The sequence below is a fragment of the Flavobacterium bernardetii genome (assembly GCF_011305415.1).
Taxonomy (GTDB): Bacteria; Bacteroidota; Bacteroidia; order Flavobacteriales; family Flavobacteriaceae; genus Flavobacterium; species Flavobacterium bernardetii.
Genome location: NZ_JAANOQ010000004.1, coordinates 255365 through 279903 on the forward strand (window position 1 = coordinate 255365; position 24539 = coordinate 279903).

Sequence of the window (24539 nt, forward strand, 5' to 3'; positions counted from 1 at the left end):
ATTATTAGTTTAGTAATCAAATTTAGCCAAAAAAATTAAAAATAAATCGCACAATTCGGTAATTCTTTTTTTATGCGTTCTTCTTCTTCTTTTGAAATGGGATTTCCAGATAAAATTAAGGTTTTCAAATTTTTTAGCTTGCCGATGTCTTTCGGTAAAAACGAAATCTGATTTTGCGCAATGGTAAGCGTATTTAGGTTTTCTAAACTCACAATCGATTCTGGTAATTCAATCAAATTATTAAAATTGATTTGAAGAATTTCAAGTTTTTTTAAATGATATATTTCTGAAGGAATATTAGTCAGATTATTATAATCTAAATTCAGATGTTTTAGTTTAGGAAAATGAAGCCATTCGCCATCCAATTCATGAAATTGATTATAAGAAATATCTAAAAAAGAAAGTTTTTTTAATTTCGAAATCGTTGCAGGTAAAAAACTCAATTGATTATTATCCATTTCAATCACCTCAATGTTTTTGCAATTGCCAAATTCTTCGGGTAAAATAGATATGTTATTTACAGAAATTGTGACGTGTTTTAATTTTTTAAGTTTGGTGAAATTATCTGGTAATTCATTTAGTTTATTAACAGATAAATCGATTTTCAAAAGATTTTGACATAAATCAATTGAATTTGGGATTTGTTTCAATTCATTTTCATTGAATAATAGTACTTCCAATTTTTGAAAATTAGTATTTGTTTCCGACCAAAATTCAATGTTGTTTTTCATCAAATTTAAATGCTTCAGATTTTTAAGTTTCTGAATTTCAATTGGAACTTCAAATAAATTATTACCTCTTAAATTTAAATTTTTGACTTCATTTGGTGTTTGTGAACAAGTCACTAAATCCTGAAAAATTTTATCTTTCTTCGGATTAATATTTTGAGAAAATACTAAAATTGGAAATAGTAAAATGAAAAGTAAATATTTTGTCATTGGATAAAATATAAAAAGGCCGGAGTTTTTCATCCGACCTTTAGTATTGAAATTTTGATTAATTTGATTTTACAACTTTGATCGTTTGTTTTTGATTTTCTGAAATGATTTCAAAAAGGTAAACGTTTGAATTGTTGAAATTTGTTAAATCAATTTCTAAAGTTTTTGATAAAGAAGTGCTTACTTTTTTGTCAATTAATTTTCTTCCCACAAAATCATACACATTAATTTGAACTTCAGAACTAGTAATTTCGTTGAAATCTAAAGTCACAATTCCATTTGTAGGATTTGGATAAATTTTCACACCGTTATTATTTGTAAATGATTCGTTTGATAAAGCTTGTGGACCTAAATAATCTTCATGTGAAAATACTAATGCAGCTGAAGCGTTAAATTGTACACTTGCGCCAGAAGCATCTGTTTGTGCTACATTTGAACCACTTGGATGTTGAACAGAAAAGAAACCATATTTGAAATCCGGTGTAAATGTTAATCCAGTTGGTTCAGATCCAGCTGGAGCAGAACTATGAAGCAATACTTGCGGTGCACTTTGTCTGTGATTTGGTCTAACTACCCAAATATAATTTCTACCACCATCTTGAACTACCCAAAGATTTCCTTTGTCATCAAAAGCTAAATTATCATTTCCATCAGACCATGGCTCGTTTACGGTTCCAGTTGAAGTTTGAATTGGATACGTCATCGCACCTACAAAAGTTTCAAAATTTGAAATAGTAGTCCCATTATCTTTAAATCTGTAAACTCTATCTTTACCTTTTGAAGCAAAATACACCATTCCGTCAGGACCAATTTCACAATCTTCTACACCATTAAAGTTTGTTCCTCCCAAAGCACCTGCGTTTGATGCCAAGTTATTTCTATCTGCTTGTGTTGTATTTGGAACTTGAACCCAAGTTGCCGTAGCTGTAGTTGGCTCGTCGTCAGATAAAGCAGTGTCTAATTTTAAAACATATACGTTTCCAGCTGATAAGTTGTTAGCAACCGTTGGTACAAATTTATATACACAGTGTGTTCCACCATCTTCTCCGTAATAAGCTACTGTTCCGTTATCACTAACAACAATGTTTTCATGATTCATTCTTCCTAAAGCAAATAATTTATCTTTCACTCCATTACTGTCATAATCAACTACGCTTGCCGTGTTTGGATTAATTTCTACTAACCAACCCACATCTTGATAACCATCTCCATTTGCATCACCAGCTGTTGTGTTTTCTTCAGCAGTTACAATTGTTCTCCAAGGTGTAATACCACCTGAACAGTTTCTGATTGTTGTTACTAAATTAGTATTATAAAAATCTACTTTTTTAGAGTTACTAGCAATCCATAATGGATTAGTTGGATTAGTATTTAAATTTAAATCAAGAATTGAAACACCGCCTGGATTATTTTCATGGTTTACAGATAAATGTCCTGTTTTACTAGCGTTTAAACCAGCTGAAGGAATATATCCAGTAAAATCATGTGTTCCTGGAACTGCTCCAGAACCATCTCCATATGCACTTCCTTCTTTGAATAACATTTGGAAACGTTGTTCTGTTGGCATAATTAAAACATTCGTTTGTGTTGTTGGATTAATTGATGTAAAACACGCAATATGTCCATCTTCACAAACATAACTTGGATCTTTTTCTTTTAAAAATAAATCGAAACCTAAATCTGAACTTGATAAATCTCTTTGGTGCATTTCAACCGAGATTCTGTTTACACCATTTGTAAATAGCGATTTTGGAACGAAGAAAGTTTGGTATCTTTTTTCATCAGCACCATTAATAGTTGCACTTGCGAAAGTAGTATAATCAATAGTTCCTGTAGGCATATTGTTTCTGATAGCTTCTACTCCATTAATATAAAGTACAAAACCATCATCTCTTCTAATTCCAAACTCTAAATCTGTTGTTAAAACTGTAACATCTGCTATTGTGATATCTTTTGTGAAATAAGTAGTTGTGAACTTACTTGCAGCATTTCCTCCAAAAGAAACAGTAGTTTTACATGGATCTCCATAACCAAATGGTGCTACATTTGATACCCAAGAAGTGTTGTTAAAAGCATTGTCTTTCCAAGTTGTTCCTTGGTTAGAACCATTGTCTAAAAATTTCCATGACGCACCTTTTTCGATAAATACAGTTGGTGGAACTGTAGTAGGGTTTTTAGAATTTAATTTGCTCTCATTTTTCGAAAAACTAAATAGAGAAATTAAAAGCGTACTTAAAAGTAAACCTTTTTTCATTTTGTGTTGTTTTAAATTGTTTGTGCAAAACTAACACCGTTATGTAAGGAAATACATCGTTTAAAGTTATAATATGTTTATGAAAAAGTTACCTATTTTAAGGAAAGGTTATCTAGGATGTTTGTTGTCTGATAAGGATTTGATAAAGGCAATGATATCGTTTTTTTCTTCAGTAGTTAAGTTTAATTTATCACTTCCTAAAGTCTGATTTCTTGTTGAAATGCCCATTCCTTCGCCGCCGCCTTGATTGTAAAATTCTAAAACATCATCTAAAGTTGCATAAGTTCCATTGTGAAAATAAGGAGCAGTTTCATTCGCATTTCGTACCGTAACTGTTTTAAATGATTTCTCATAAATCCACGATTTTTCATATAAAACGCCATTATTGTATCGACCTTCATCTTCATCTAATTCTTTTGAAGTTGGATTAGAAAAAACACCTAAAATTTCACTTTCATTTTCTATGTATAAAGGCGGAACTAAGCCACTAAATGTTGGCGAAAAATGACAAGTCGCACAATTTGCTTTTCCTGTAAATAAGTTGAAACCATTAGCAACTGAAGTCTCAATTTTAGAACTTTCTCCTCTAACATATTTATCGAATGAACTATTAAATGATTTTAAGGATAATACATAAGAAGCTAAAGCTTTTGTGAAATCTTCGCGAGTTATGGTTTTTTTCTTAAAGATGTTTTTGAATTTTGAACAATATGTTTTATTTGAATTCAATTTGTTAAGAATTTCAGCATACGAAGTATTGAATTCTAGATTGTTAAAAATTACGTGTTCTACTTGTTGTTCTAAAGTATATGCTCTTAAATCATAAAAATATCTATCTGCATAAGCACTGTTAAGAAGAGTAGGTGAGTTTCTGAAAACTGTAATTCCGTTTTTATTGCTAATTGATTTTGGTGTTCCGTCTGCAAAACCTTTTTCAGGCTGATGACAAGTGGCGCAATTCATTTTATTATCATGACTTAACATCGAATCGAAAAATAATGATTTTCCTAAACTTCTCAATTCATCTGAATCTTCTTCTTTTTTTAAGTTTGTGAATTGGTACGGATTTAAAAATTCACTATCAAATAAAGAAGTGCTATTTGGATTCCAAGACGTAATAACTTTTAGCGTTTGATTTTTTTGAAAAGGTAATAATTCGGCATAAATTGGATCTAAATGATTTTTTACTAGAGCTAATCGGTCTAAGTTTTCAAAGTTGGATTGCTTTAAAAAAACAATTGTATTTTCAATTTTATTTAGAATGGAATTCCTGTTTTTTTCTGGTATTATATTAGAATTATTCTCAAGATAATTTTTAATTCCGATTAAAGAATTACACGAATCGTCAATCGCATTAACAGAACCCGGTGTGTCAAAACCAGTAATCCCAAGAGTAAAAATTCTAATAAGTTGAATTCGTATTGCCAAAATCGCATCAGCAGAATTTAAAGGTGCAACGCTAACTTTATTATAAATAGTTTTGTAATTATTGTTTAATCTAATCGCTAAATTGGCGATTTCATTTTTATTTTCGGCACTTTCTTCTGAAAAAATAAGTTCGTCTAAAACTTGTAAACCTTCTGGATTTGCCAAAATTGGTCGTGAGTTCTCTTTTTCGATATGTAATAAAGGCGCGCCATTAATTTTGGAAGAAACGTATTCAGGAAATTGGAAAGCCAATTGAAATTCTACTTTTTTATACGCTTTTCTACAATCTAAATAGACTTTTTGAAGTGAATCAATAGAGATTTTATTTTCTCGAAAAGCTTTCGAATTTAATTCTAAACCATCAATTTCATTTTTTAATTCTAACGCTAAATTAGATTCAAATTCTGATGATGTTCCTTGTAGTTTCGATTTAAAACTAAGAAATATCAGGATACTAAATACGCAGCTAATTAATTTGATGCTTTTCGATTTCATTTGGATGTAATATTTAACGCAATATTACATCTGAATAAAGATTTGAGTGTTATTTAACCATTAAGAAATAGTTACAATTGTCAAGTAATTAATACGAAACAATCTCTTTGTTTTGAAAATCGTTTTCAATAATTCCGTCACGTAAACGTATAATTCTGTGCGCGTGAGCGGCAATATCTTCTTCGTGAGTAACTAAAATTACAGTGTTTCCATTGGCATGAATTTCACCAAATAACTTCATGATTTCTACGGAAGTTTTACTGTCTAAGTTTCCAGTTGGCTCATCGGCTAAAATGATTGAAGGCTTGTTAACCAAAGCTCTACCAACCGCTACACGTTGACGTTGTCCTCCAGAAAGTTGATTGGGTTTGTGATCCATTCTATCTGCTAATCCTACTTGTGTTAATACTTCTGTAGCACGTTTGTTTCTTTCGTCTTTAGAAAAACCTGCGTAAACCATTGGTAAGGCTACATTGTCTAATGCTGTAGTTCGCGGCATTAAGTTAAACGTTTGAAAAACGAAACCGATTTCTTTGTTTCTGATTTCCGCTAATTCGTCATCATGCATTTCGCTAACTTGCTTTCCATTTAAGATATAACTTCCAGAAGTTGGCGTATCCAAACAACCTAAAATGTTCATTAAAGTCGACTTCCCAGAACCAGATGGCCCCATTAGCGCCACGTATTCACCTTTGTTAATTAGTAAATCGATTCCTTTTAATACGTTTACCGTTTCACTTCCTAATTGGAAATCACGTGTAATGGCTTTAATGTCAATCATTGGTGTACTCATTATAGTAAACAGTTTTCAGTTAAATGTTTCTAATAAGTAGTAAAAAAGTAGATTTTGTTACAGTTATATTTTTATTCTTTCAAACAAATGTGAACTCCAATTTTTAAAGATAATTTTACCGCAAAGTGTCGCAAAGTATATCGCAAAGTATCGCAAAGATTTTAAAAAGTATATTAAGACTCTTTTAGTTTGACAAACTTAATGTTGCAATCTGTGAAAATCCGTTTAATCTGTCAAATCTGTGTTCCTATCCACTAAACTCTTATCACAAAATGTTCTTTTTCTTGTTCGGCTCTAAAAAACACGATTCCCCATTGGAAAGTATCAATTGTCACTTTTACTTTTGGATGCTTTTTTATAATTTCCCAAGCGTTTTCCATTTCTGCCGACCAATGAATGTCGTCAAAAATCCAAACCGAATCATTTGTAATGGTTGGTAATAATAGTTCGAAATAGTCTAAAGTCGCTTTTTGAGAATGGTTCCCATCGAAGTAGATAAGCTCGAAGTTGGAAGACTGAAGCTGGAAGTTTTTTAAATACGATGAAAATTCAGTTGTAATAAAGTTAACCTTGTTAGAAGGCAACTTGAAACTTGAAACTTGAAACATTTTTTCGGCAACAGTCATGGTATTCGGACAACCTTCTAAAGTAATTAATTTCGAAGAAGCATTTCTTAATGATAAAGCAGAAGTCGCTAATCCTAATGAAGTACCAATTTCTAAAATACTTTCTGGTTGAAAATAATTGACAATTCTGAATAATAATTCGGCTCTTTTTGGAGTAATCCCAGCTGTTTGAGCAATTTTAGATATTTGTCTAATATTCGATTTAAAAACCCTTGAACCAGCTCCAAAATCGGTAACTTCAATCGTGTTTTTGTTGGCTAAAAGCGAATTTCGATAATCATTTAAAATTTGATATTCTGGATATTTCGTTTTATCGTAAAAGCATTTCGTAACCAAATCAAACACAAATGGCGAATGCACGCCATGTTCGTTTTTGGAGTGGAATAGGAATTTTAAGTATGATTTTATTTGATGTAACACAGAGATTCACAGAGTTTTTCACAGAGGTTCACAAAGAAAATAAAGCTTAGCGAAACTTTGTGTTTTCTTTGCGAATCTATGCGTAATAATTATTCTATTTTACTTGAAAGCTCAAACCAACGTTCTTCTTTTTCTTCCAAAGTTTGAATGATTTTTTGTAATTCATTCGCTTTAGCTTCAATTTTATCGTCTGCGACTTTTCCGTCAGCGAATTCTTGTTCAATTTGTTTTTTATTGTATTCTAAATCTTTAATTTCTCTTTCGATTTTAGTAAACTCCTTTTGCTCGTTGAAATTTAAACCTGCTTTAACTGTTTTTTCTTTCCAACTTCCTTTATCGGTACTTACGCTATTTAAAACTTTTGGTTCTACAGAATCTTCATAACTTCTAAAATCAGAATAATTTCCTGGGAAATCTTCAATTTCACCCTGACCTCTAAATACAAATAAGTGATCTACAATTTTATCCATGAAATATCTGTCGTGACTCACAACAAGTAAACATCCAGGGAAATCTAATAAGAAACTTTCTAATACATTTAACGTAACAATATCTAAATCGTTCGTTGGCTCATCCAAAATTAAGAAATTCGGATTCTGAATTAAAACCGTACATAAATACAAACGTTTTAATTCTCCACCACTTAATTTTTCTACAAAATCGTATTGTTTTTTTGCATCAAACAAGAAACGTTCTAACAATTGCGAAGCGGAAATAATTTTCCCTTTCGTCAATGGAATATATTCGCCGTATTCTTTAATAATATCAATAACTTTCTGACCAGGTTTTGGATTGATTCCACTTTGTGTGTAATACCCAATTTTAATCGTATCACCAATAATTACTTTCCCAGAATCGGGTTCCATAGTTTTGGTTAATATGTTTAAGAAAGTTGATTTTCCAGTTCCGTTTTTACCAATAATTCCGATACGTTCGCCACGTTGAAAAGCATAGGTAAAATCTTTTAAAATGGTTCTGTCAGGGAAATTTTTGTTCAATTTTACCATTTCGATAATCTTGCTTCCCATTCTTTCCATGTTAATCTCAAGCTCTACCACATTTTCCTTACGTCGACTTTCCGCTTTTTCTTTAATCACGTAAAAATCATCTTGACGCGATTTCGATTTGGTAGTTCTCGCTTTTGGTTGACGACGCATCCAAGCCAATTCCTTAATGAAAAGGTTTTGTGCCTTATCAATACTAGAGTTTTCAGAAATTTGACGTTCTTCTTTTTTCTCTAAATAATACGAATAATTTCCTTTGTATTGGTATAGTTTTCCGTTATCTAATTCGATAATTTCGTTACATACACGCTCCAAAAAGAAACGGTCGTGCGTCACCATAAATAACGTGATATTTTCTTTTGCGAAATAATCTTCTAACCATTCAATCATCTCTAAATCTAAGTGATTGGTTGGCTCATCTAAGATTAATAAATCGGGTCTGTTAATTAAAATGATGGCTAAAGACAAACGCTTTTTTTGTCCACCCGAAAGCTTATTTACTTTCAGTTTTAAATCTTCTAATTTTAATTTCGATAAAATTTGTTTGTATTGTGTTTCGAAATCCCAAGCGTTAAAACGATCCATATCATCAAAAGCTTTCTGATATTTGTCTTCGTCTTCTGGATTTTCTAAAGCTTTTTCGTAGTTTCGAATCACTTGTAAAACTTCATTGTCCGATGCGAAAATGCTTTCTTCAATCGTTAATTCGTCTTGTAAATTAAAATTCTGACTCAAAAAAGCCATTTTAATTCCTTTTCGAATCACAACTTGACCTGTATCAGGTTCATCAAAACCATTAATCATGTTCATAATGGTAGTTTTACCTGAACCATTTTTCGCTATAAAAGCAATTTTTTGATCTTTATTAATTCCGAAAGAAATGTCTTTAAAAAGGACACGTTCTCCGTATGATTTTGATATGTTTTCTACTGAAAGGTAATTCATTTTTTTACTGCTAAACTCGAAGTTCATTTTTCGAATTGCAAAAATAGGTTATTGAAATTAAAGTTTTAATATTATTTCATAACTTTGTAAAAATGCCTGCTATGAATTCCAAAAAGAAAAATATTGTTGAAGAACCAGCTGAGGTTTATGAAGTAACTCAAAATAGTGAAGCTGCTTCCGAAGAATTACATCCCGTTTTGATTCAATTGATAGAGAAATCAATAAAACAACATGATGAAGGAAAAGGTATACCTCACGAAGAAGTTATGAAACGATTTCGAGAAAAATTTTATTCAGAAAAATGAATTACCTAATAATTTGGGAAGATCTTGCAGAGCAATCATTTATTGAAGAAGCAAATTTTATCTTAACGAAATGGAATTTAAAAGAAGTTGAGAAATTTGAAATATTGGTTGAAAATGAATTAAAAAGACTTTCAAATAATGCTATTATTGGCAATTTTAAATACAAAAATGTTTATTCATTGGTAATTTCTAAACAAACAACCATATATTACAGAGTTAATAAGGAGAAGTGTGTAATTGAGATTATTGTGTTTTGGAATAATTTAAAAAATCCAGACGATTTAATTAAATTATTATAATGCAACTATCCGTAATTATTCTTAACTATAACGTTCGCTATTTTTTAGAGCAATGTGTTTTAAGTGTTCAAAAAGCACTGATTCATCTTGATGCTGAAATTATTGTGGTGGATAATAATTCTTCGGATGATAGTTGTGCCATGATGAAACGACTATTTCCACACATTAAACTTATTGAAAACAAAGAAAACGTTGGTTTTCCAAAAGGTAATAATATTGCTGTGGCAGAAGCCAAAGGCGAATATGTTTGTATTTTAAATCCAGACACTGTTGTTGCGGAAGATACTTTTGAGAAAATTCTGAGTTTTTGTCATTCTGAACTTGTTTCAGAATCTAACTTGGGAATCATCGGTTGTAAATTGATAGATGGAACAGGAAATTTTCTTCCAGAAAGTAAGCGTGGTGTTCCAACTCCTTGGGTAGCTTTTACCAAAATTTTCGGATTGTATAAAGTTTCTAATTATTTCGGAAAATATTATGCGCAACATCTTACCGAAAATCAATCTGGGAAAGTGGATATTTTAGTAGGTGCTTTTATGGTTTTGAAACGCGATTTGTATTTACAAGTCGGTGGTTTTGATGAAAATTGCTTTATGTATTCTGATGATATCGATTTGAGTTATATGATTCAAAAATTAGGAAAAGAGAATTTCTATTTTCACGAGACATCTGTGATTCATTATAAAGGAGAAAGTACGGTTCGAGATGAGAAATATTTGAAACGATTCCGTGAAGCGATGCAGTTCTTCTATAAAAAACATTTTAAAAAGTCAGTGATTTTTGATGTGATGATGCAAATTGGAAGTTTCGTTTTTACGATATTCAAACAAAAACAACAAAAAAATACAGTTAGAATTATTGATAAATATATCGTTTTTTCAAAAGAAAATTTGCAATTGAATTTAAATAAATCTCAAGAATATTTGACTGATTTTAAGCAATTTGTAATAGAAGAAAATTTAAATATTGAAGTGGTTTTTGATAGGAATTCGTTTTCATTTGCTGAAATTATTTCATTCATGGAAAAAAATAAATCGAAGAAAATAACTTTTAAGAACTATATTTCGCAATCAAATTATCTAATTGGTAGCAATAATGCAAATGATAGAGGTGAAGTTATAAATTTTTGATTTTTTGATTTTTTCGTGATAAAACATCAAAATATTTATTAATTTTGTATTCCAAAGAATAAAACACAACATTACAATAATAATATGGCAAGATTTGAATTGAAACTTCCTAAAATGGGAGAAAGTGTTGCGGAAGCAACCATTACAAATTGGTTAAAAAAAGTAGGCGAAACCATTGAAATGGACGAAGCAGTTTTAGAAATTGCTACGGACAAAGTAGATAGTGAAGTGCCTTCTGAAGTTTCTGGAACTTTAGTTGAGATTTTGTTTAATGTGGATGATGTGGTTCAAGTTGGACAAACAATTGCCATTATTGAAACAGAAGGTGGTGCTGTTGCAGCAACTCCAGAAGTAAAATCGGAAGCTCCAGTTGCGGTTGCAGAAGTGGCTAAAACAGTTGAAGCAGCTATTGAAACGAGTGCTCCAGCAGATTTTTCTGGTTCAGATAAATTCTTTTCGCCATTAGTAAAAAATATGGCTAAAGCTGAAGGAATTTCTTTAGCAGAATTAGAGTCTATTGCGGGTTCTGGAAAAGATGGTCGTGTAAATAAAGAAGATATTTTAAAATATATTGCGAATAGAGGTAATCAACCTGTTGCAGCAAAAGCAGAAGTTGCAACTCCAGTTGCTTCAGCTCCAGTTTCAGCTCCAAAAGTAGCTCCATCAGTAAACGGTGGTGACGAAATTGTAGAGATGGACAGAATGCGTAAATTAATTGCGGGTTACATGGTAGCTTCGGTACAAACTTCAGCACATGTACAGTCGTTTATTGAAGTAGATGTAACCAACATCGTAAAATGGAGAGATAAAGTGAAAACTGCTTTCGAAAAACGCGAAGGTGAGAAATTAACGTTCACTCCAATTATGATGGAAGCAGTGGCAAAAGCGTTGAAAGATTTCCCAGGAATGAATATTTCTGTTGATGGTGATTACATTATTAAACGTAAAAACATCAATTTAGGAATGGCAGCAGCTTTACCAAACGGAAACTTAATTGTTCCTGTAATTAAAAATGCAGATCAATTAAATTTAGTTGGAATGGCTAAAGCGGTTAACGATTTAGGAAGCCGTGCTAAAGCAGGAAAATTAAAACCAGACGATACACAAGGTGGAACTTATACTGTAACTAATGTTGGTACATTTGGTTCTGTTTTCGGAACTCCGATTATCAATCAACCACAAGTTGGTATTTTAGCTTTAGGAGCGATTAGAAAAGTACCAGCAGTTATCGAAACTCCAGAAGGTGACTTCATTGGAATCCGTCAGAAAATGTTCTTGTCTCACTCTTATGATCATAGAGTTGTAGATGGTGCTTTAGGTGGAAGTTTCGTAAAACGTGTAGCAGATTATTTAGAAGCATTTGATATCAATAGAGATTTCTAAGTTTCAAAAAAACATATTTAAAAGATACCTGATAAGAAATTATCAGGTATTTTTTTTAGCAATATTGCAATTGTCTTGTAAAAAAATAATTACAACTATTTTAAAATAATGAAAATTTAATATATTTGTAATCAACTAAAAAAAAAATATGAATTTAAAAAAATTACTGTATTTGTTAATAATACTTTTTTCTATTTCTTGTAGTAAAGATGATGAAACTCCACTACCTACACCAAAAACTTTCAGTGATTTAGTAATCACTACTATTCAACCTACTCTTGAAAGTAATAATTTATCGTTTAATACGGGGGGTAATTTATCATTTATTGATTATTATATTGAGTCAGGGGTTTGTTATAATAAGACAGGAAACCCTACTATAAATGACAACCTTGCTTATGCAAATTCGAGTCCATCACAAAATTATTTCATTAATGTTAGTAATATTGAATTTGGCGCAACTTATTACGTAAAAGCATATGCAAAAAATACTTCAACAGGTGAAGTAAAGTACGGTAGTCAACTTTCTGTTGTTATTCCGTCTTCAATTACTACTAGTATTGTGAAAAATATTTCAGTTTCTGGTTTTTCTGTTGATGTTAATGTTGCGAGTAATTTAAGTAGTAATGAGGAAAGAGGTATTTGTTATAGCACAAGTCAGAATCCAACAGTTTTTAATTCTAGCTATTCGGATAGTACAAATGGAGCAGGTAATTTTACCATTTCATTAGATGGCGGTATTTTATCTCCAAATTATTATGTGTCTTCTAATACGACTTATTATTTAAAGAGTTATGTTAAAATAAATTCTACTTATTATTATGGAAATCAAGTTTCATTTAAAACGCCAGGTTTTATTGGTGGATCAGGTGGTTATGTGTTTTTTGATAAAGGAGAAACGACTAATGGATGGAGGTATTTAGAAGCCTCAACTGTTAAATTAAACGATCCAAGTTCTAATAATTTCAAATGGGCAGTTTCTGACGGATTTATGTCAAATATAAGCCAAGAAATTGGTACAGGTTTAGAGAATTCAGTACAAATTAAGAGTACTAATAATTTTACTAATGTTGCGGCCGCAATGTCAGTTTATTTAGCAAACAATAATGTAAATGATTGGTTTTTACCTTCAATAAAAGAATTGAAAGAGTTGTATAAATTAAAATCGATAGGTCTAATTGGTAGTCCAGCTTCTGGAACTAATTCATACTACAATAAAAATGTATTAAGTTCTTCTCAATTGAATAGTACTACATGTTATGGTATAAATTTTGACGATGGTTCTCAAGTTTTATTAGCTAAAACAAGCCAATTGTATTCAGGTTGGCAAGTTAGAAGATTTTAAAGATTTTATTTTACGTGATATTTTAATACCTGATAAGAAATTATCGGGTATTTTTTTTTACTATTACGAAATAAGTATATATTTGATAGGTCATAAATGCTAATTCAAAAAGAAATTCAATAATGAAAAAAATAGTTTTATTAGCTTTAATAATAGCGTCTTTCTTTTCTTGTCAAAGAAATATAAAAAATGAAAAAGACAATGTTATTGCAGAACATATCGATTTTGATATTCCTAAAATAAATGCAAATAAAGTTGTTAATGATAAAGCCGATTTGTTAGGCTATTGGGTTGGTGAATTTGATGTTAATGAAAAAGCAGCAGATACATCTTATAAATATGATGATGATTATAGTAAAAAAATAACCTTTTCAATAGATAAAATTGAAGGAACAAAAATAATAGGACATTCAGTTGTAGGTGGAAATATTGAAAAATTTGAAGGAAAATTAATAAATTACACCGATGATTTTGAAATTCATGTAAAAGAACCTAATTCAAAAACATCGAATGGAAAATTTGTTTTAAATATTGCTAAAAACGATTCAATACTAAAAGGAGATTGGGTTCCATATACTAAATCAAATAAAGTATTGCAAAGAAAATTAAGTTTAAAGAAAAAATTCTTTGTTTATAATCCTAAAAATAAAATAATGTTTAATTATTTTGATTCTGAAAAATTTAATGTAATAAAAGATACATTTTATGAAGAAGATTCTTTAGGTAATACAATTTCTAGCGAAGCATATGAAGATCAAGCTTATTTTACGACAACAGATACAATATTTCATTTGAATCCATCAACAGAGCTTTTCAATAAAGAATTAGTAGAAAATTTATCTAAAGGAGATATTTTTATTTTAAGAAATTTGATTTTTGCACGTCACGGATTCTCATTTAGAGATAAAATGCTTCGTAGATATTTTGATAATATCGAATGGTATATGCCTGTTTTCTCAGATGTTACTAAAGAATTAACGGATATTGAAAAGAAAAATATCGACTTATTATTGCGTTATGAAGAAAATGCGAAAGAATATTATGATGTTTTCGGGAGATAATGTTTGCAAGAATTTCTAAATATATAATTTGGGGAAGTTATTTTTACTTCTCCTTTTTGTTGTTGCTAATTACGTTGCAATACATTCCTTATAATACAGATGTGGCTTTTTTACGAATCAAGCAAGATGAAATTGCCTTAAATTATTATAAGATTGCTTTTTTTACACACGTTTACACCAGCATTTTTTTAATGCTTTTAGGATTTTTACAATTTTCTAAAACCATAAAAAGAAAATATATAAATGTACATCGTTGGTCGGGTAGAGTGTATGTTGTAATTATCTTATTTCTTTCAGGACCAAGTGGTTTGGTAATGTCGTATCACGCCAACGGAGGAATTTTTTCTAAAACAGCCTTTGTTATTTTGTCTGTTTTATGGATGAGTTTTACGTTTCTTTCGGTGTATTATGTACTAAAAAAAGATATTCTAAATCACCAAAAATTTGCCATCAGAAGTTTTGCTTTAACGCTTTCTGCTATATCCTTACGATTGTTTAAATACATCATCGTATTTCTGTTTCATCCACAACAAATGGAAGCTTACCGGATTGTAGCTTGGTTAGGTTGGACTTTCAATTTACTAGTTGCAGAAATTATTATCATCTATTTATTTTCGAAAAAGATGAAAATGCGTCAAGTAAATCAATAGCTTATTATTTATTCAGATACTGATTCATTAGATCGAAAAGCTTTTCTCGATCTATGGGTTTTAAAATATAATCGGTAAATCCGGTTTTGGTAATTATTTTTATATCATCACTTGATGAAAATGCCGTTTGCGCAATTATTGGAATGATAGTTTTAGTGTTTGAGATATGTTCAAAAGCTTCAAATCCATTCAAAATAGGCATTTTAATATCTAAAAGTATTAAGTCAAAAGCATTGTCATTTGTAAATATATCTACGGCTTCTTTGCCATTTCTTGCTCTAATAAGTTCTAAATTTTTATATGGAGAAAGCATTTTGGTTAACAGCAGGTAATTAATCTCATCATCTTCAGCAACTAATATTCGCTTATTTGATGTAATTTGAGTTGAGATAACAGAAAGTGAATCTATATATTTGTTTTTAGGTTTTTTTGTAGCATATTCTAGTGGAATTGAAAAGTAAAAAGTTGAGCCATTTTCAATAGATGATGTTAAATGAATATTTCCATGCATCATGTCTAAATACGCTTTTGAGATTGATAAACCCAATCCTAAGCCGGAAGATTTTGTAGTGTAATCGTTATCAATTCTTTTAAATCTGTCGAAAATTAAAGCTTGATCTTCCATACTAATTCCGTAACCAGTATCTTTTACAAAAAAATGAATTTCTTGTTGTTCGGAATTTATTTCAAATCCAAACGAAATTTCTCCACTATCTGTATATTTGATGGAATTGGTTATTAAATTTACCAAAATTTGTTTCACTTTTGTTTCGTCAATATTTACATATATTTTGTTGTATTCTTTGTCTTTTTTAAACGAAAAAATAATGTTTTTTTCTTCTGGAATAGTGATTTTTATGGTTTCGTAAATTTCATTCAAACATTTATTTAAATCTACTGAAGAGTAATTTGGGGTAATTTGTTTGGCATCAATTTTAGACATTTCAATTAAATCGTTAATAATTAAAACTAAATTATTCCCGCTTTTTTCAATGGTTTCTAAATACTCTTTTGTGTCTTCTGAATTTAATTTATCATTTTTTAATAAGTTCGTAAAGCCTAAAATGGCATTCATCGGTGTTCTAATTTCGTGCGATAAATTCGCTAAAAAAACCGATTTTAATTTGTCATTTTGCTCTGCTTTTAATTTTGCTTTTTTTAATAATTTTTCTTGCTCTTTATTGTTTCTAAAGAGTTTTCCATTATATCCAAATTCACCTTTATATTGAATTAAACTGTTAATGGCTTTAGTATTGTTGTTTTCAAGTATTTTTCTAACCAAATTTAAAGGATTGTTTACCCATTTTTTAATAAATAAGAAGTAAATCAATAAGTTTAAAAACGAAAGTAAGGTGATGAAATAAATAATTTTGTTTAAAATAACAAAGTTGTTATTATATTTTCTAACAAATAAGAAGTTATCCAATTTGTTTTTATGTTCGTCTCGCATTTCTATTTGAACACTAACTTCTGAATCATTTTCTGGATAAGGAACGTATGTAACTTGACATTTAGAATTAGTTAATACGTTTAATTTATTAAAAAAAGCGTCGTTTAAAATTCTAACTACAAAGAAATAAGCATAGGGTGTCCCAAATTTTTTATTGGCATTTGTTGATTTGTAAATTCCAGAACCAATAACTTCAACGTATCCAGCTTTAGTTTTTTTATAAAATCGTATAGCGTTGTGCAGTTTAATGTTATTTATAGATTGAGAAACATCTAAATCGGATAAAATAGATGGGTTTTTACTTTTTTCAATTATCACGTTTCCTTTTTTATCTAGGACAATTACTTTATCAAAATTTAGTGTATTTAAAGAAGTAGCCACAGATGTATTAAACCAATTTTCATTTCTTGAACTAATATATTTCGCAAATTCATCCCTATAAACAATATCATTTACATACGACTCGTTTTGTAAAACTTCCATTTTATAGATGGCTAAAACGTCTGTTTTAAATTGATTTTTAGTTTCAATGTAATCAATTTGTTGTTGTTTTTTGACATAAAACAATAAACCGCCAAACAAAAGAAGACTAATACTACTTAATATAAATATTAAAATAATAATTTTAGAATACGTATTTGTGGTTTTTAATTTCATTGTAAAATACTGATATACTTTTTGTTACAATACAATATTAAGCATTTTTAATTGGTGTTTTTCTTGTTTTTAATAAAATTTATGAATATTTTTAAAACATATATTATTGAAAAAGTTAATATCTTATATCTTTGTTGCCTAAAATGTAAAAATGGAACTAAAACTTACACGACCAATTTGTTTCTTTGATTTAGAAACTACAGGAATTGATGTTGGAAAAGACAGAATTGTTGAAATAGCTATATTTAAAGTGTTTCCAAACGGAAATAAAGAAAGTAAAACTTGGTTGGTAAATCCTACTATTCCAATTCCATCTCAAAGTACTGCCATACATGGTATTTCTAATGAGAAAGTTGCTAATGAACCTACTTTTGTAGAATTGTCTTCTCAAATTTACAATATGATTAAAGATTCAGATTTGGCAGGATATAATTCAGATAGATTTGACATTCCACTTTTAGCAGAAGAATTACTTCGTGCTGGTGTAGATTTTGATATGAAAAACCGCGTTTCGGTTGATGTACAAACTATTTTTCATAAAAAAGAAGAAAGAACACTTTCTGCAGCTTTAAAATTTTATTGTGGTAAAAATTTAGAAAACGCCCATTCTGCGGAAGCGGATACTATGGCGACTTATGAAATTTTATTAGGACAATTAGAAAGATATCCAGATTTGCAAAATGATATGAAAGCCTTGTCGGAATTTACAACTCGTAAAAAATCTGTTGATTTTGCAGGTATGATTGTTTTAAATGACAAAGATCAAGAAATGTTTAGCTTCGGAAAATACAAGAATGTTTTAGTAGATGATGTTTTTGATAAAGATCCAGGTTATTTTGGTTGGATTCAAAACGCAGATTTTCCACTTTATACTAAAAAAGTATTAACAGGTTTGAAATTAAGACGATTAAATACGAAGTAAAAGAATCAAGTAAAAAGTAAAAAGTAAAAAGTAAAAAGTAAAAAGAGCCAAGTTAAGAAGGTTAAATATAAATGTTTCTTTTCAAAGGTTTTCTAGCCAACTAATTAAGAAGATAGAGTAAAATGAAAATTATTTGCATTGGACGAAATTATGCCGAACATATTTCAGAATTAAATAACGAGCGTCCAGACGAGCCAGTTATTTTCATGAAACCTGATACGGCAATTTTACCGAAGAAAACACCTTTTGTGATTCCAGAATTTAGCAATGATGTGCATCATGAAGTGGAGGTTTTAGTAAAAATTTGTAAAGTTGGTAAATATGTTAGTCCAAAATTCGCACATAAATATTATGATGAAATTGGTTTAGGAATAGATTTTACAGCTCGGGATTTGCAAACTACGTTAAAAGAAAAAGGGTTGCCGTGGGAAAAAGCAAAGGCTTTTGACCATTCAGCGATTATTGGCGACTTCTTGCCGAAAAAAAATTATACTTCTTTAGAAAACATTAACTTTGAATTAAGAAAAAACTCAGAAATCGTTCAAAAAGGCTCAACTTCTATGATGCTGTGGAACATAGACGAAATTGTGTCGTATGTATCCCAATTTTTCACTTTAAAAAAAGGAGATATTATTTTTACAGGTACGCCAAAAGGTGTAGCAGCTGTTAAAGAAAATGATGTTTTAGAAGGGTTTTTAGAAGGTAAACAAATGTTTAAAATACAAGTAAAATAAATGGCTTTACAATATAATTTATCTAAAGTTTATGAAATTTCTGAAAATGATAATGATTTTGCCTTGCAAATTGTAACGTTATTCTTAGATGAAGTTCCTTTCGAAATTCAATCGATGAAAAATGCAATTGAATTAAAAGATTACACTCAAGCATATGCATCTGCTCATAAAATTAAGCCAACCTTGGATTTATTAGGTATGGATATTGCTTATGAAGACAATATGCTAATTATGAATTGGACTAAAGCAGAAGGAAAGCGTAAGGAAATTAAAGACGTTTTCAAATCTCTAAAAACAAGAATTGGTGATGCCACTGATGAAATAAAAAAAGATTTTAAATTGTAAATTCTTACTTTTAATATAATTTTAACCACGCTTTAAGCGTGGTTTTCTTATTTTTGCACAAATTTATAAAATGAAGGCAGCAGTCATAACTATTGGAGATGAAATATTAATTGGTCAAATTATCGACACAAATTCATCTTACATTTCAAAAGCATTAGATAAAATAGGAATTGCAACTTATGAGATGCTTTCTATATCAGATGATAAAACCCATATTTTAGAAACGTTTCGTAAAGTTCAGAATAATTTTGATGTTGTTGTTATAACTGGTGGTTTAGGGCCAACAAAAGATGATATTACTAAAAAAACATTTTGCGATTATTTCGATGATGTTTTGGTACAAGATGAATCGGTTCTAGCTCATGTAAAAGAAATTATTGAGGGGTTTTATAAAAGACCAATTACGCAATTAAACATTGAGCAGGCGTTGGTACCATCAAAAGCAAAAGTGCTTTTCAATAAAATGGGAACAGCTCCTGGAATGCTAATGGAACATGGAAATACCGTTTTTGTTTCTTTGCCAGGTGTGCCTTATGAAATGAAGTATTTGGTTGATAATGAATTGATTCCTTATTTGGTTGAGAAATTTGAGCGACCATATATTGTGCATAAAACACTGATGACTTACGGTCGAGGTGAGAGTTTAATTGCCGAACAAATTGAAGATTGGGAAACGAATTTGCCGAGTTTTATAAAATTAGCGTATTTGCCAAGTCCAGGAAAAGTTAGGTTAAGATTGACAGCTCGAGGAGAAAATGAAGCGATTTTAAGTGAGTCTATTTTAAAAGAAGTAGAAAAATTAGAGCCTTTAATTGGAGATATTATTGTGGGTTATGATGAAGAGGAGACTATTGAAGTTATTGTCGGAAGAGCGTTAGCAAAAAAAGAATTAACTTTGTCAGCCGTAGAAAGTTGTACTGGAGGAAAAATCGCAGAATTAATTACGTCAGTATCAGGAGCTTCAGTTTATTTTCAAGGTGGAATTGTAGCATATTCGAATCAGGTTAAAATAGATTTGTTAAAAGTGAATTCAGAAACAATAAAAAAGTTTTCTGTAGTGAGTGCTGAGGTTGCGAAGGAAATGGCTTTAAATTGTAAAACTATTTTTAATACAGATTTCGCAATTGCCACAACTGGAAACGCTGGACCAACTAAAGGAAACAGTGAAGCCGAAATTGGTACTGTTTTTATTGCAATTGCCACTCCAGGTGAAGTTTTTGTAGAAGAATTTAATTTTGGTCAACCGCGTGAAAAGGTTATAGATAGGGCGGTTAACAAAGCATTTGAAATGTTATACAAAGAAATTTCAAAAAACTAATAAAAAATAGTTGCATAGTAATTGAAAAATCCTTTTCTTTGCACCCTTATTTAGAATAACGATATAAAAGTTTAGAATAATGTCAAGAGTTTGTGAACTAACAGGAAAAAGAGCAATGGTTGGAAACAACGTTTCTCACGCGATGAATAAAACTAAGAGAAAATTCTCTGTGAACTTAGTAAAAAAACGTTTTTACATTGCTGAAGAAGATAGATGGGTGAGCCTAAAAATATCTACAGCAGTATTAAAAACAATTAACAAAAATGGTATTGCCGCAGTTTTGAAAAAAGCTAAAGCAGAAGGATTTGTAAAATCTGTTTAATCATTTATAAAATATATTAAAATGGCAAAGAAAGGTAATAGAATCCAAGTAATTTTAGAGTGTACTGAGCACAAAGAATCTGGTCAACCAGGAACTTCTCGTTACATTACGACTAAAAACAAGAAAAACACACCAGATAGAATGGAGATCAAAAAATTCAATCCTATCTTGAAAAGAGTAACTGTTCACAAAGAAATTAAATAATTAGAATTTTTTAATTTTCAAATATCGTATTTGAGATTTTTAAATTCAATAAAACATTAAGTCATGGCAAAGAAAACCGTAGCAACTTTACAAACAGCTTCTAAAAGATTGACTAAAGCAATCAAAATGGTAAAGTCTCCTAAAACAGGTGCTTACACATTTGTGGAATCAGTAATGAGTCCAGAAGAAGTAGATGAGTTCTTAAAAAAGAAATAATCTATACAATATAGATACTAAAAAAGCTATTTTCATTTGAAAGTAGCTTTTTTTATTTTATTTTTGTTCCATAATAATGAAAATCATATCATTACTTACTTAATACAATGAGTTTTTTTAAAAAAATATTTTCTTCTAATAAAAGTGAACCTGTAATTACAGAACAGGAAAAGCAAATTTTAGATAAAGGTTTAGAGAAAACAAAAACTTCGTTCTTTTCCAAACTAACTAAAGCAGTTGCTGGAAAATCTAAAGTGGACGATGAAGTTTTAGATAATTTAGAAGAAGTACTTATTTCTTCAGATGTTGGTGTAAATACCACATTAAAAATTATACAAAGAATTGAAAAAAGAGTTTCTCAAGACAAATATCTAGGAACTGACGAACTTAATTTAATCTTAAGAGAAGAAATTGGTTCGCTTTTATCTGAAACTAATACCGGAAATGATTCAGAATTTACTATTCCAAAAGATACTAAACCGTATGTAATTATGGTTGTGGGTGTAAATGGTGTTGGGAAAACTACAACTATTGGAAAATTAGCCTATCAATTAAAAAAAGCAGGTTATAATGTAGTTTTAGGTGCTGCCGATACTTTTAGAGCTGCTGCTATTGACCAATTACAAATTTGGGCGGATAGAGTAGGAGTGCCAATGGTGAGACAACAAATGGGTTCAGATCCAGCTTCTGTTGCTTTTGATACGTTGCAATCTGCTGTAGCACAAAATGCCGATGTTGTTATTATTGATACAGCGGGTCGTTTACATAATAAGGTTGGTTTAATGAATGAATTAACCAAAGTCAAAAATGTAATGCAAAAAGTGGTTCCTAATACGCCTAACGACGTAATGTTGGTGCTTGATGGTTCTACAGGGCAAAACGCTTTTGAACAAGCTAAACAATTTACTGCTGCTACAGAAGTTTCTTGTTTAGCAGTAACTAAATTAGACGGAACCGCAAAAGGTGGTGTCGTTATAGGTATTTCAGATCAATTTCAAATTCCAGTGAAATATATTGGAGTAGGTGAAGGAATTGAAGATTTACAGGTATTTAATAAAACAGAATTTGTAGATTCTTTCTTTAATTAATTGATAAAGTATGATGAATTTTTTTAAAAATATGACCAATTCAAAATTGTTATTAATTGCAATTATTGCGGCTTTTTTGGCCTTACCTTTTGATTTGAAATTTTTAAGTTTTATGCAAAGCGAAAGTGCCTTTATGTTTTTAAGATTACTTTCTTTTATTTTGTTTATGTATGTTGCAATTAAAGTAATTAACGGAAAAACAAAAAAAACGGCAAAGAAAAAATAAGCCAACTTAAAAATAAATAATACGAAATCCTCAATAACTCTATTGGGGATTTTTTATGTTAAAGAAAGAATTGTTAATGTAAGTTTTTATTAATTTAATATTCTTATAATTTTGTTTGGAAGGAATGTTGTTGATAGATATAGTGTTGAATTTTTTAGCTTTAGTAAATATCCTTTACTGTAAAATAAAAAGTCCGTCCCAATTATATCAGGACGGACTTTTTTAATTATGTTATTTTAGAGTTTACTTTGCAATATTTACCGCTCTAGTTTCTCTAATTACAGTTACTTTAACTTGACCAGGATAAGTCATTTCTGTTTGAATTTTGTGTGAAATTTCAAATGATAATGTTGCTGCTAAATCGTCAGAAACTTTTTCACTTTCTACTAATACACGTAATTCTCTACCTGCTTGAATTGCATAAGCATTCTTCACACCTGGAAAACTATAAGCTACTTCTTCTAAGTCTTTTAAACGTTGAATATAAGAATCTAATACTTGTCGTCTTGCGCCTGGTCTTGCGCCAGAAATCGCATCACACACTTGAATAATTGGAGAAATTAAATATTTCATTTCAATTTCATCGTGGTGTGCTCCAATAGCATTACAAACTTCTTCTTTTTCACCGTATTTTTCCGCCCATTGCATACCTAAAATAGCGTGAGGCAATTCACTTTCTGTATCTGGAACTTTTCCAATATCGTGTAATAAACCAGCTCTTTTCGCTAATTTCACGTTTAGTCCTAATTCTGCAGCCATTAAACCACATAATTTAGAAACTTCTCTTGAGTGTTGTAATAAGTTTTGTCCGTAAGAAGAACGGTATTTCATTCGACCTACAATCTTAATCAATTCTGGGTGTAAACCGTGAATTCCTAAATCGATAACCGTACGTTTACCTACTTCAATGATTTCTTCTTCAATTTGTTTTTTCGTTTTCTCAACTACTTCTTCAATACGAGCTGGGTGAATACGACCGTCAGTTACTAATTTATGTAGTGCTAAACGTGCAATTTCTCTTCTAACTGGATCAAAACAAGATAAGATAATTGCTTCAGGTGTGTCATCTACAATGATTTCAACTCCAGTTGCCGCTTCAATAGCTCTAATGTTTCTTCCTTCTCTACCAATAATTCTACCTTTAACATCATCAGATTCAATATTGAATACAGAAACGCAATTTTCAACAGCTTCTTCCGTACCTACACGTTGAATCGTGCTAATGATAATTTTCTTAGCTTCTTGTTGTGCTTGCATTTTTGCTTCTTCAATTGTTTCTTGAATATGCGCCATTGCATTCGTTTTAGCTTCTGCTTTTAAACTTTCAACCAATTGGTTTTTTGCTTCTTCTGCAGATAAACCAGAAATTACTTCTAATTGCTCAATCTGACTTTTATGTAATTTGTCAACTTCTTGAGATTTTTTCTCTAAGTTTTCAATTTTTGTATTGTATTCAATAATCTTAGCTTCAGCTTCGTCATTTACTTTCTTTGCTTTGGCTAATTCATTTGAAATTTGAGATTCTTTATCTCTTGTTCTTTTTTCGGCTTCAGCCATTTTTTTGTCTTTTGACAAAATTTCTTTTTCGTGTTCCGATTTTAATTCTAAAAATTTCTCTTTGGCTTGTAATAGCTTATTTTTCTTTTCAGCTTCGGCTTCTGATTTAGCATCTCTTAAAATTGAACCCGCTTCTTTTTTAGCATTTTTGATTAGGTTTGATACATTGCTTTTTTCTAAAAATTTAGCAATTGCAAATCCTATAGCCAATCCGACAACGATTCCAATTATTATACTTGTTAATTCCATAGTTTTGTTTAGTTTAATAAAAAAGCCCACATCAGGTGTTTGAATAAACTCGATTCAGACAGGATTTGAGCTAAAACAATGATCAAGGATTCCCGTGAAGGACGTGCTTTACTATTGCAAATTCACTCATTTAATAGTTAGTGTTGAGTTTATCAAATATTTACTAATGTGGGCA

At 30.2% G+C, this 24539-nt stretch carries 24 protein-coding genes; 16 read left to right on the plus strand and 8 right to left on the minus strand.

Annotation, left to right across the window (positions count from 1 at the left end):
• Nucleotides 1-35 precede the first annotated feature (35 nt).
• The 6 genes from G6N05_RS09625 to G6N05_RS09650 form a co-directional block, all read right to left on the minus strand.
• Nucleotides 36-938 (minus strand): leucine-rich repeat domain-containing protein, encoded by a 903-nt coding sequence (locus G6N05_RS09625; RefSeq protein WP_166127726.1) that lies wholly within the window; start codon nt 936-938, stop codon nt 36-38.
• Nucleotides 939-996: 58 nt separating this feature from the next.
• Complete coding sequence (locus tag G6N05_RS09630; RefSeq protein WP_166127729.1) at nt 997-3192, minus strand: alkaline phosphatase PhoX; 2196 nt, start codon at nt 3190-3192, stop codon at nt 997-999.
• 108 nt (nt 3193-3300) lie between these two features.
• Nucleotides 3301-5115 (minus strand): cytochrome-c peroxidase, encoded by a 1815-nt coding sequence (locus G6N05_RS09635; protein WP_166127734.1) that lies wholly within the window; start codon nt 5113-5115, stop codon nt 3301-3303.
• An 88-nt stretch (nt 5116-5203) separates the two neighbouring features.
• The gene (locus G6N05_RS09640; protein WP_317167480.1) at nt 5204-5908 is read right to left on the minus strand and encodes an ABC transporter ATP-binding protein; all 705 of its coding nucleotides are present in this window, start codon (nt 5906-5908) and stop codon (nt 5204-5206) included.
• A 254-nt stretch (nt 5909-6162) separates the two neighbouring features.
• Complete coding sequence (locus G6N05_RS09645) at nt 6163-6954, minus strand: O-methyltransferase (protein ID WP_166127738.1); 792 nt, start codon at nt 6952-6954, stop codon at nt 6163-6165.
• 89 nt (nt 6955-7043) lie between these two features.
• Complete coding sequence (locus G6N05_RS09650) at nt 7044-8903, minus strand: ABC-F family ATP-binding cassette domain-containing protein (RefSeq protein ID WP_166127742.1); 1860 nt, start codon at nt 8901-8903, stop codon at nt 7044-7046.
• A gap of 101 nt (nt 8904-9004) precedes the next feature.
• Between G6N05_RS09650 and G6N05_RS09655 the strand changes: the two genes are divergently transcribed.
• The 7 genes from G6N05_RS09655 to G6N05_RS09685 all read left to right on the plus strand — a co-directional run bounded on the left by G6N05_RS09655 (nt 9005) and on the right by G6N05_RS09685 (nt 15076).
• Complete coding sequence (locus G6N05_RS09655) at nt 9005-9208, plus strand: hypothetical protein (RefSeq protein WP_166127747.1); 204 nt, start codon at nt 9005-9007, stop codon at nt 9206-9208.
• Nucleotides 9205-9507: a type II toxin-antitoxin system RelE/ParE family toxin gene (locus tag G6N05_RS09660; protein WP_166127750.1), complete on the plus strand. Its 303-nt coding sequence runs from the start codon at nt 9205-9207 to the stop codon at nt 9505-9507. The genes G6N05_RS09655 and G6N05_RS09660 overlap by 4 nt, the downstream gene beginning before the upstream one ends.
• Nucleotides 9507-10637, plus strand: a complete 1131-nt coding sequence (locus G6N05_RS09665; protein WP_166127753.1) for a glycosyltransferase family 2 protein — start codon at nt 9507-9509, stop codon at nt 10635-10637. Before G6N05_RS09660 ends, G6N05_RS09665 begins: the two co-directional genes overlap by 1 nt.
• A gap of 84 nt (nt 10638-10721) precedes the next feature.
• Nucleotides 10722-12020 (plus strand): dihydrolipoamide acetyltransferase family protein, encoded by a 1299-nt coding sequence (locus G6N05_RS09670; protein ID WP_166127757.1) that lies wholly within the window; start codon nt 10722-10724, stop codon nt 12018-12020.
• 148 nt (nt 12021-12168) lie between these two features.
• On the plus strand, nt 12169-13365 hold the full coding sequence (locus tag G6N05_RS09675) for a hypothetical protein (protein WP_166127760.1): 1197 nt from the start codon (nt 12169-12171) through the stop codon (nt 13363-13365).
• A 122-nt stretch (nt 13366-13487) separates the two neighbouring features.
• Nucleotides 13488-14426: a YARHG domain-containing protein gene (locus tag G6N05_RS09680; protein ID WP_166127765.1), complete on the plus strand. Its 939-nt coding sequence runs from the start codon at nt 13488-13490 to the stop codon at nt 14424-14426.
• Nucleotides 14426-15076, plus strand: a complete 651-nt coding sequence (locus tag G6N05_RS09685) for a DUF2306 domain-containing protein (RefSeq protein WP_166127768.1) — start codon at nt 14426-14428, stop codon at nt 15074-15076. The genes G6N05_RS09680 and G6N05_RS09685 overlap by 1 nt, the downstream gene beginning before the upstream one ends.
• Nucleotides 15077-15080: 4 nt before the next feature.
• Here the strand turns inward: G6N05_RS09685 and G6N05_RS09690 are convergent, their stop codons facing one another.
• Nucleotides 15081-17183: an ATP-binding protein gene (locus G6N05_RS09690; RefSeq protein ID WP_166127772.1), complete on the minus strand. Its 2103-nt coding sequence runs from the start codon at nt 17181-17183 to the stop codon at nt 15081-15083.
• A gap of 151 nt (nt 17184-17334) precedes the next feature.
• Between G6N05_RS09690 and G6N05_RS09695 the strand changes: the two genes are divergently transcribed.
• From G6N05_RS09695 to G6N05_RS09735, 9 genes are all read left to right on the plus strand, one after another.
• Nucleotides 17335-18105 carry a 3'-5' exonuclease gene (locus G6N05_RS09695; protein WP_166127775.1) on the plus strand — a complete coding sequence of 257 codons (771 nt, stop codon included), beginning with the start codon at nt 17335-17337 and terminating at the stop codon, nt 18103-18105.
• 122 nt (nt 18106-18227) lie between these two features.
• On the plus strand, nt 18228-18839 hold the full coding sequence (locus G6N05_RS09700) for a fumarylacetoacetate hydrolase family protein (RefSeq protein ID WP_166127778.1): 612 nt from the start codon (nt 18228-18230) through the stop codon (nt 18837-18839).
• On the plus strand, nt 18840-19184 hold the full coding sequence (locus tag G6N05_RS09705) for an Hpt domain-containing protein (protein ID WP_166127783.1): 345 nt from the start codon (nt 18840-18842) through the stop codon (nt 19182-19184).
• A gap of 70 nt (nt 19185-19254) precedes the next feature.
• Nucleotides 19255-20502 carry a CinA family nicotinamide mononucleotide deamidase-related protein gene (locus G6N05_RS09710; protein ID WP_166127786.1) on the plus strand — a complete coding sequence of 416 codons (1248 nt, stop codon included), beginning with the start codon at nt 19255-19257 and terminating at the stop codon, nt 20500-20502.
• A 79-nt stretch (nt 20503-20581) separates the two neighbouring features.
• A complete protein-coding gene (gene rpmB / locus G6N05_RS09715; RefSeq protein WP_166127789.1) occupies nt 20582-20824 on the plus strand; it encodes a 50S ribosomal protein L28 in 243 nt (80 codons plus the stop codon).
• 21 nt (nt 20825-20845) lie between these two features.
• Complete coding sequence (rpmG, locus tag G6N05_RS09720) at nt 20846-21028, plus strand: 50S ribosomal protein L33 (RefSeq protein ID WP_091308983.1); 183 nt, start codon at nt 20846-20848, stop codon at nt 21026-21028.
• A gap of 63 nt (nt 21029-21091) precedes the next feature.
• Nucleotides 21092-21244 carry a DUF4295 domain-containing protein gene (locus tag G6N05_RS09725; RefSeq protein WP_091308981.1) on the plus strand — a complete coding sequence of 51 codons (153 nt, stop codon included), beginning with the start codon at nt 21092-21094 and terminating at the stop codon, nt 21242-21244.
• A 107-nt stretch (nt 21245-21351) separates the two neighbouring features.
• Nucleotides 21352-22332: a signal recognition particle-docking protein FtsY gene (ftsY, locus tag G6N05_RS09730; protein WP_166127792.1), complete on the plus strand. Its 981-nt coding sequence runs from the start codon at nt 21352-21354 to the stop codon at nt 22330-22332.
• Between the two features lie 31 nt (nt 22333-22363).
• Complete coding sequence (locus tag G6N05_RS09735) at nt 22364-22558, plus strand: hypothetical protein (RefSeq protein WP_166127795.1); 195 nt, start codon at nt 22364-22366, stop codon at nt 22556-22558.
• Nucleotides 22559-22801: 243 nt separating this feature from the next.
• Here G6N05_RS09735 and rny read toward each other — a convergent pair whose 3' ends face one another.
• Entirely contained in the window at nt 22802-24364 is a 1563-nt protein-coding gene (rny, locus tag G6N05_RS09740) for a ribonuclease Y (protein ID WP_166127799.1), read from the minus strand.
• Nucleotides 24365-24539 lie beyond the last annotated feature (175 nt).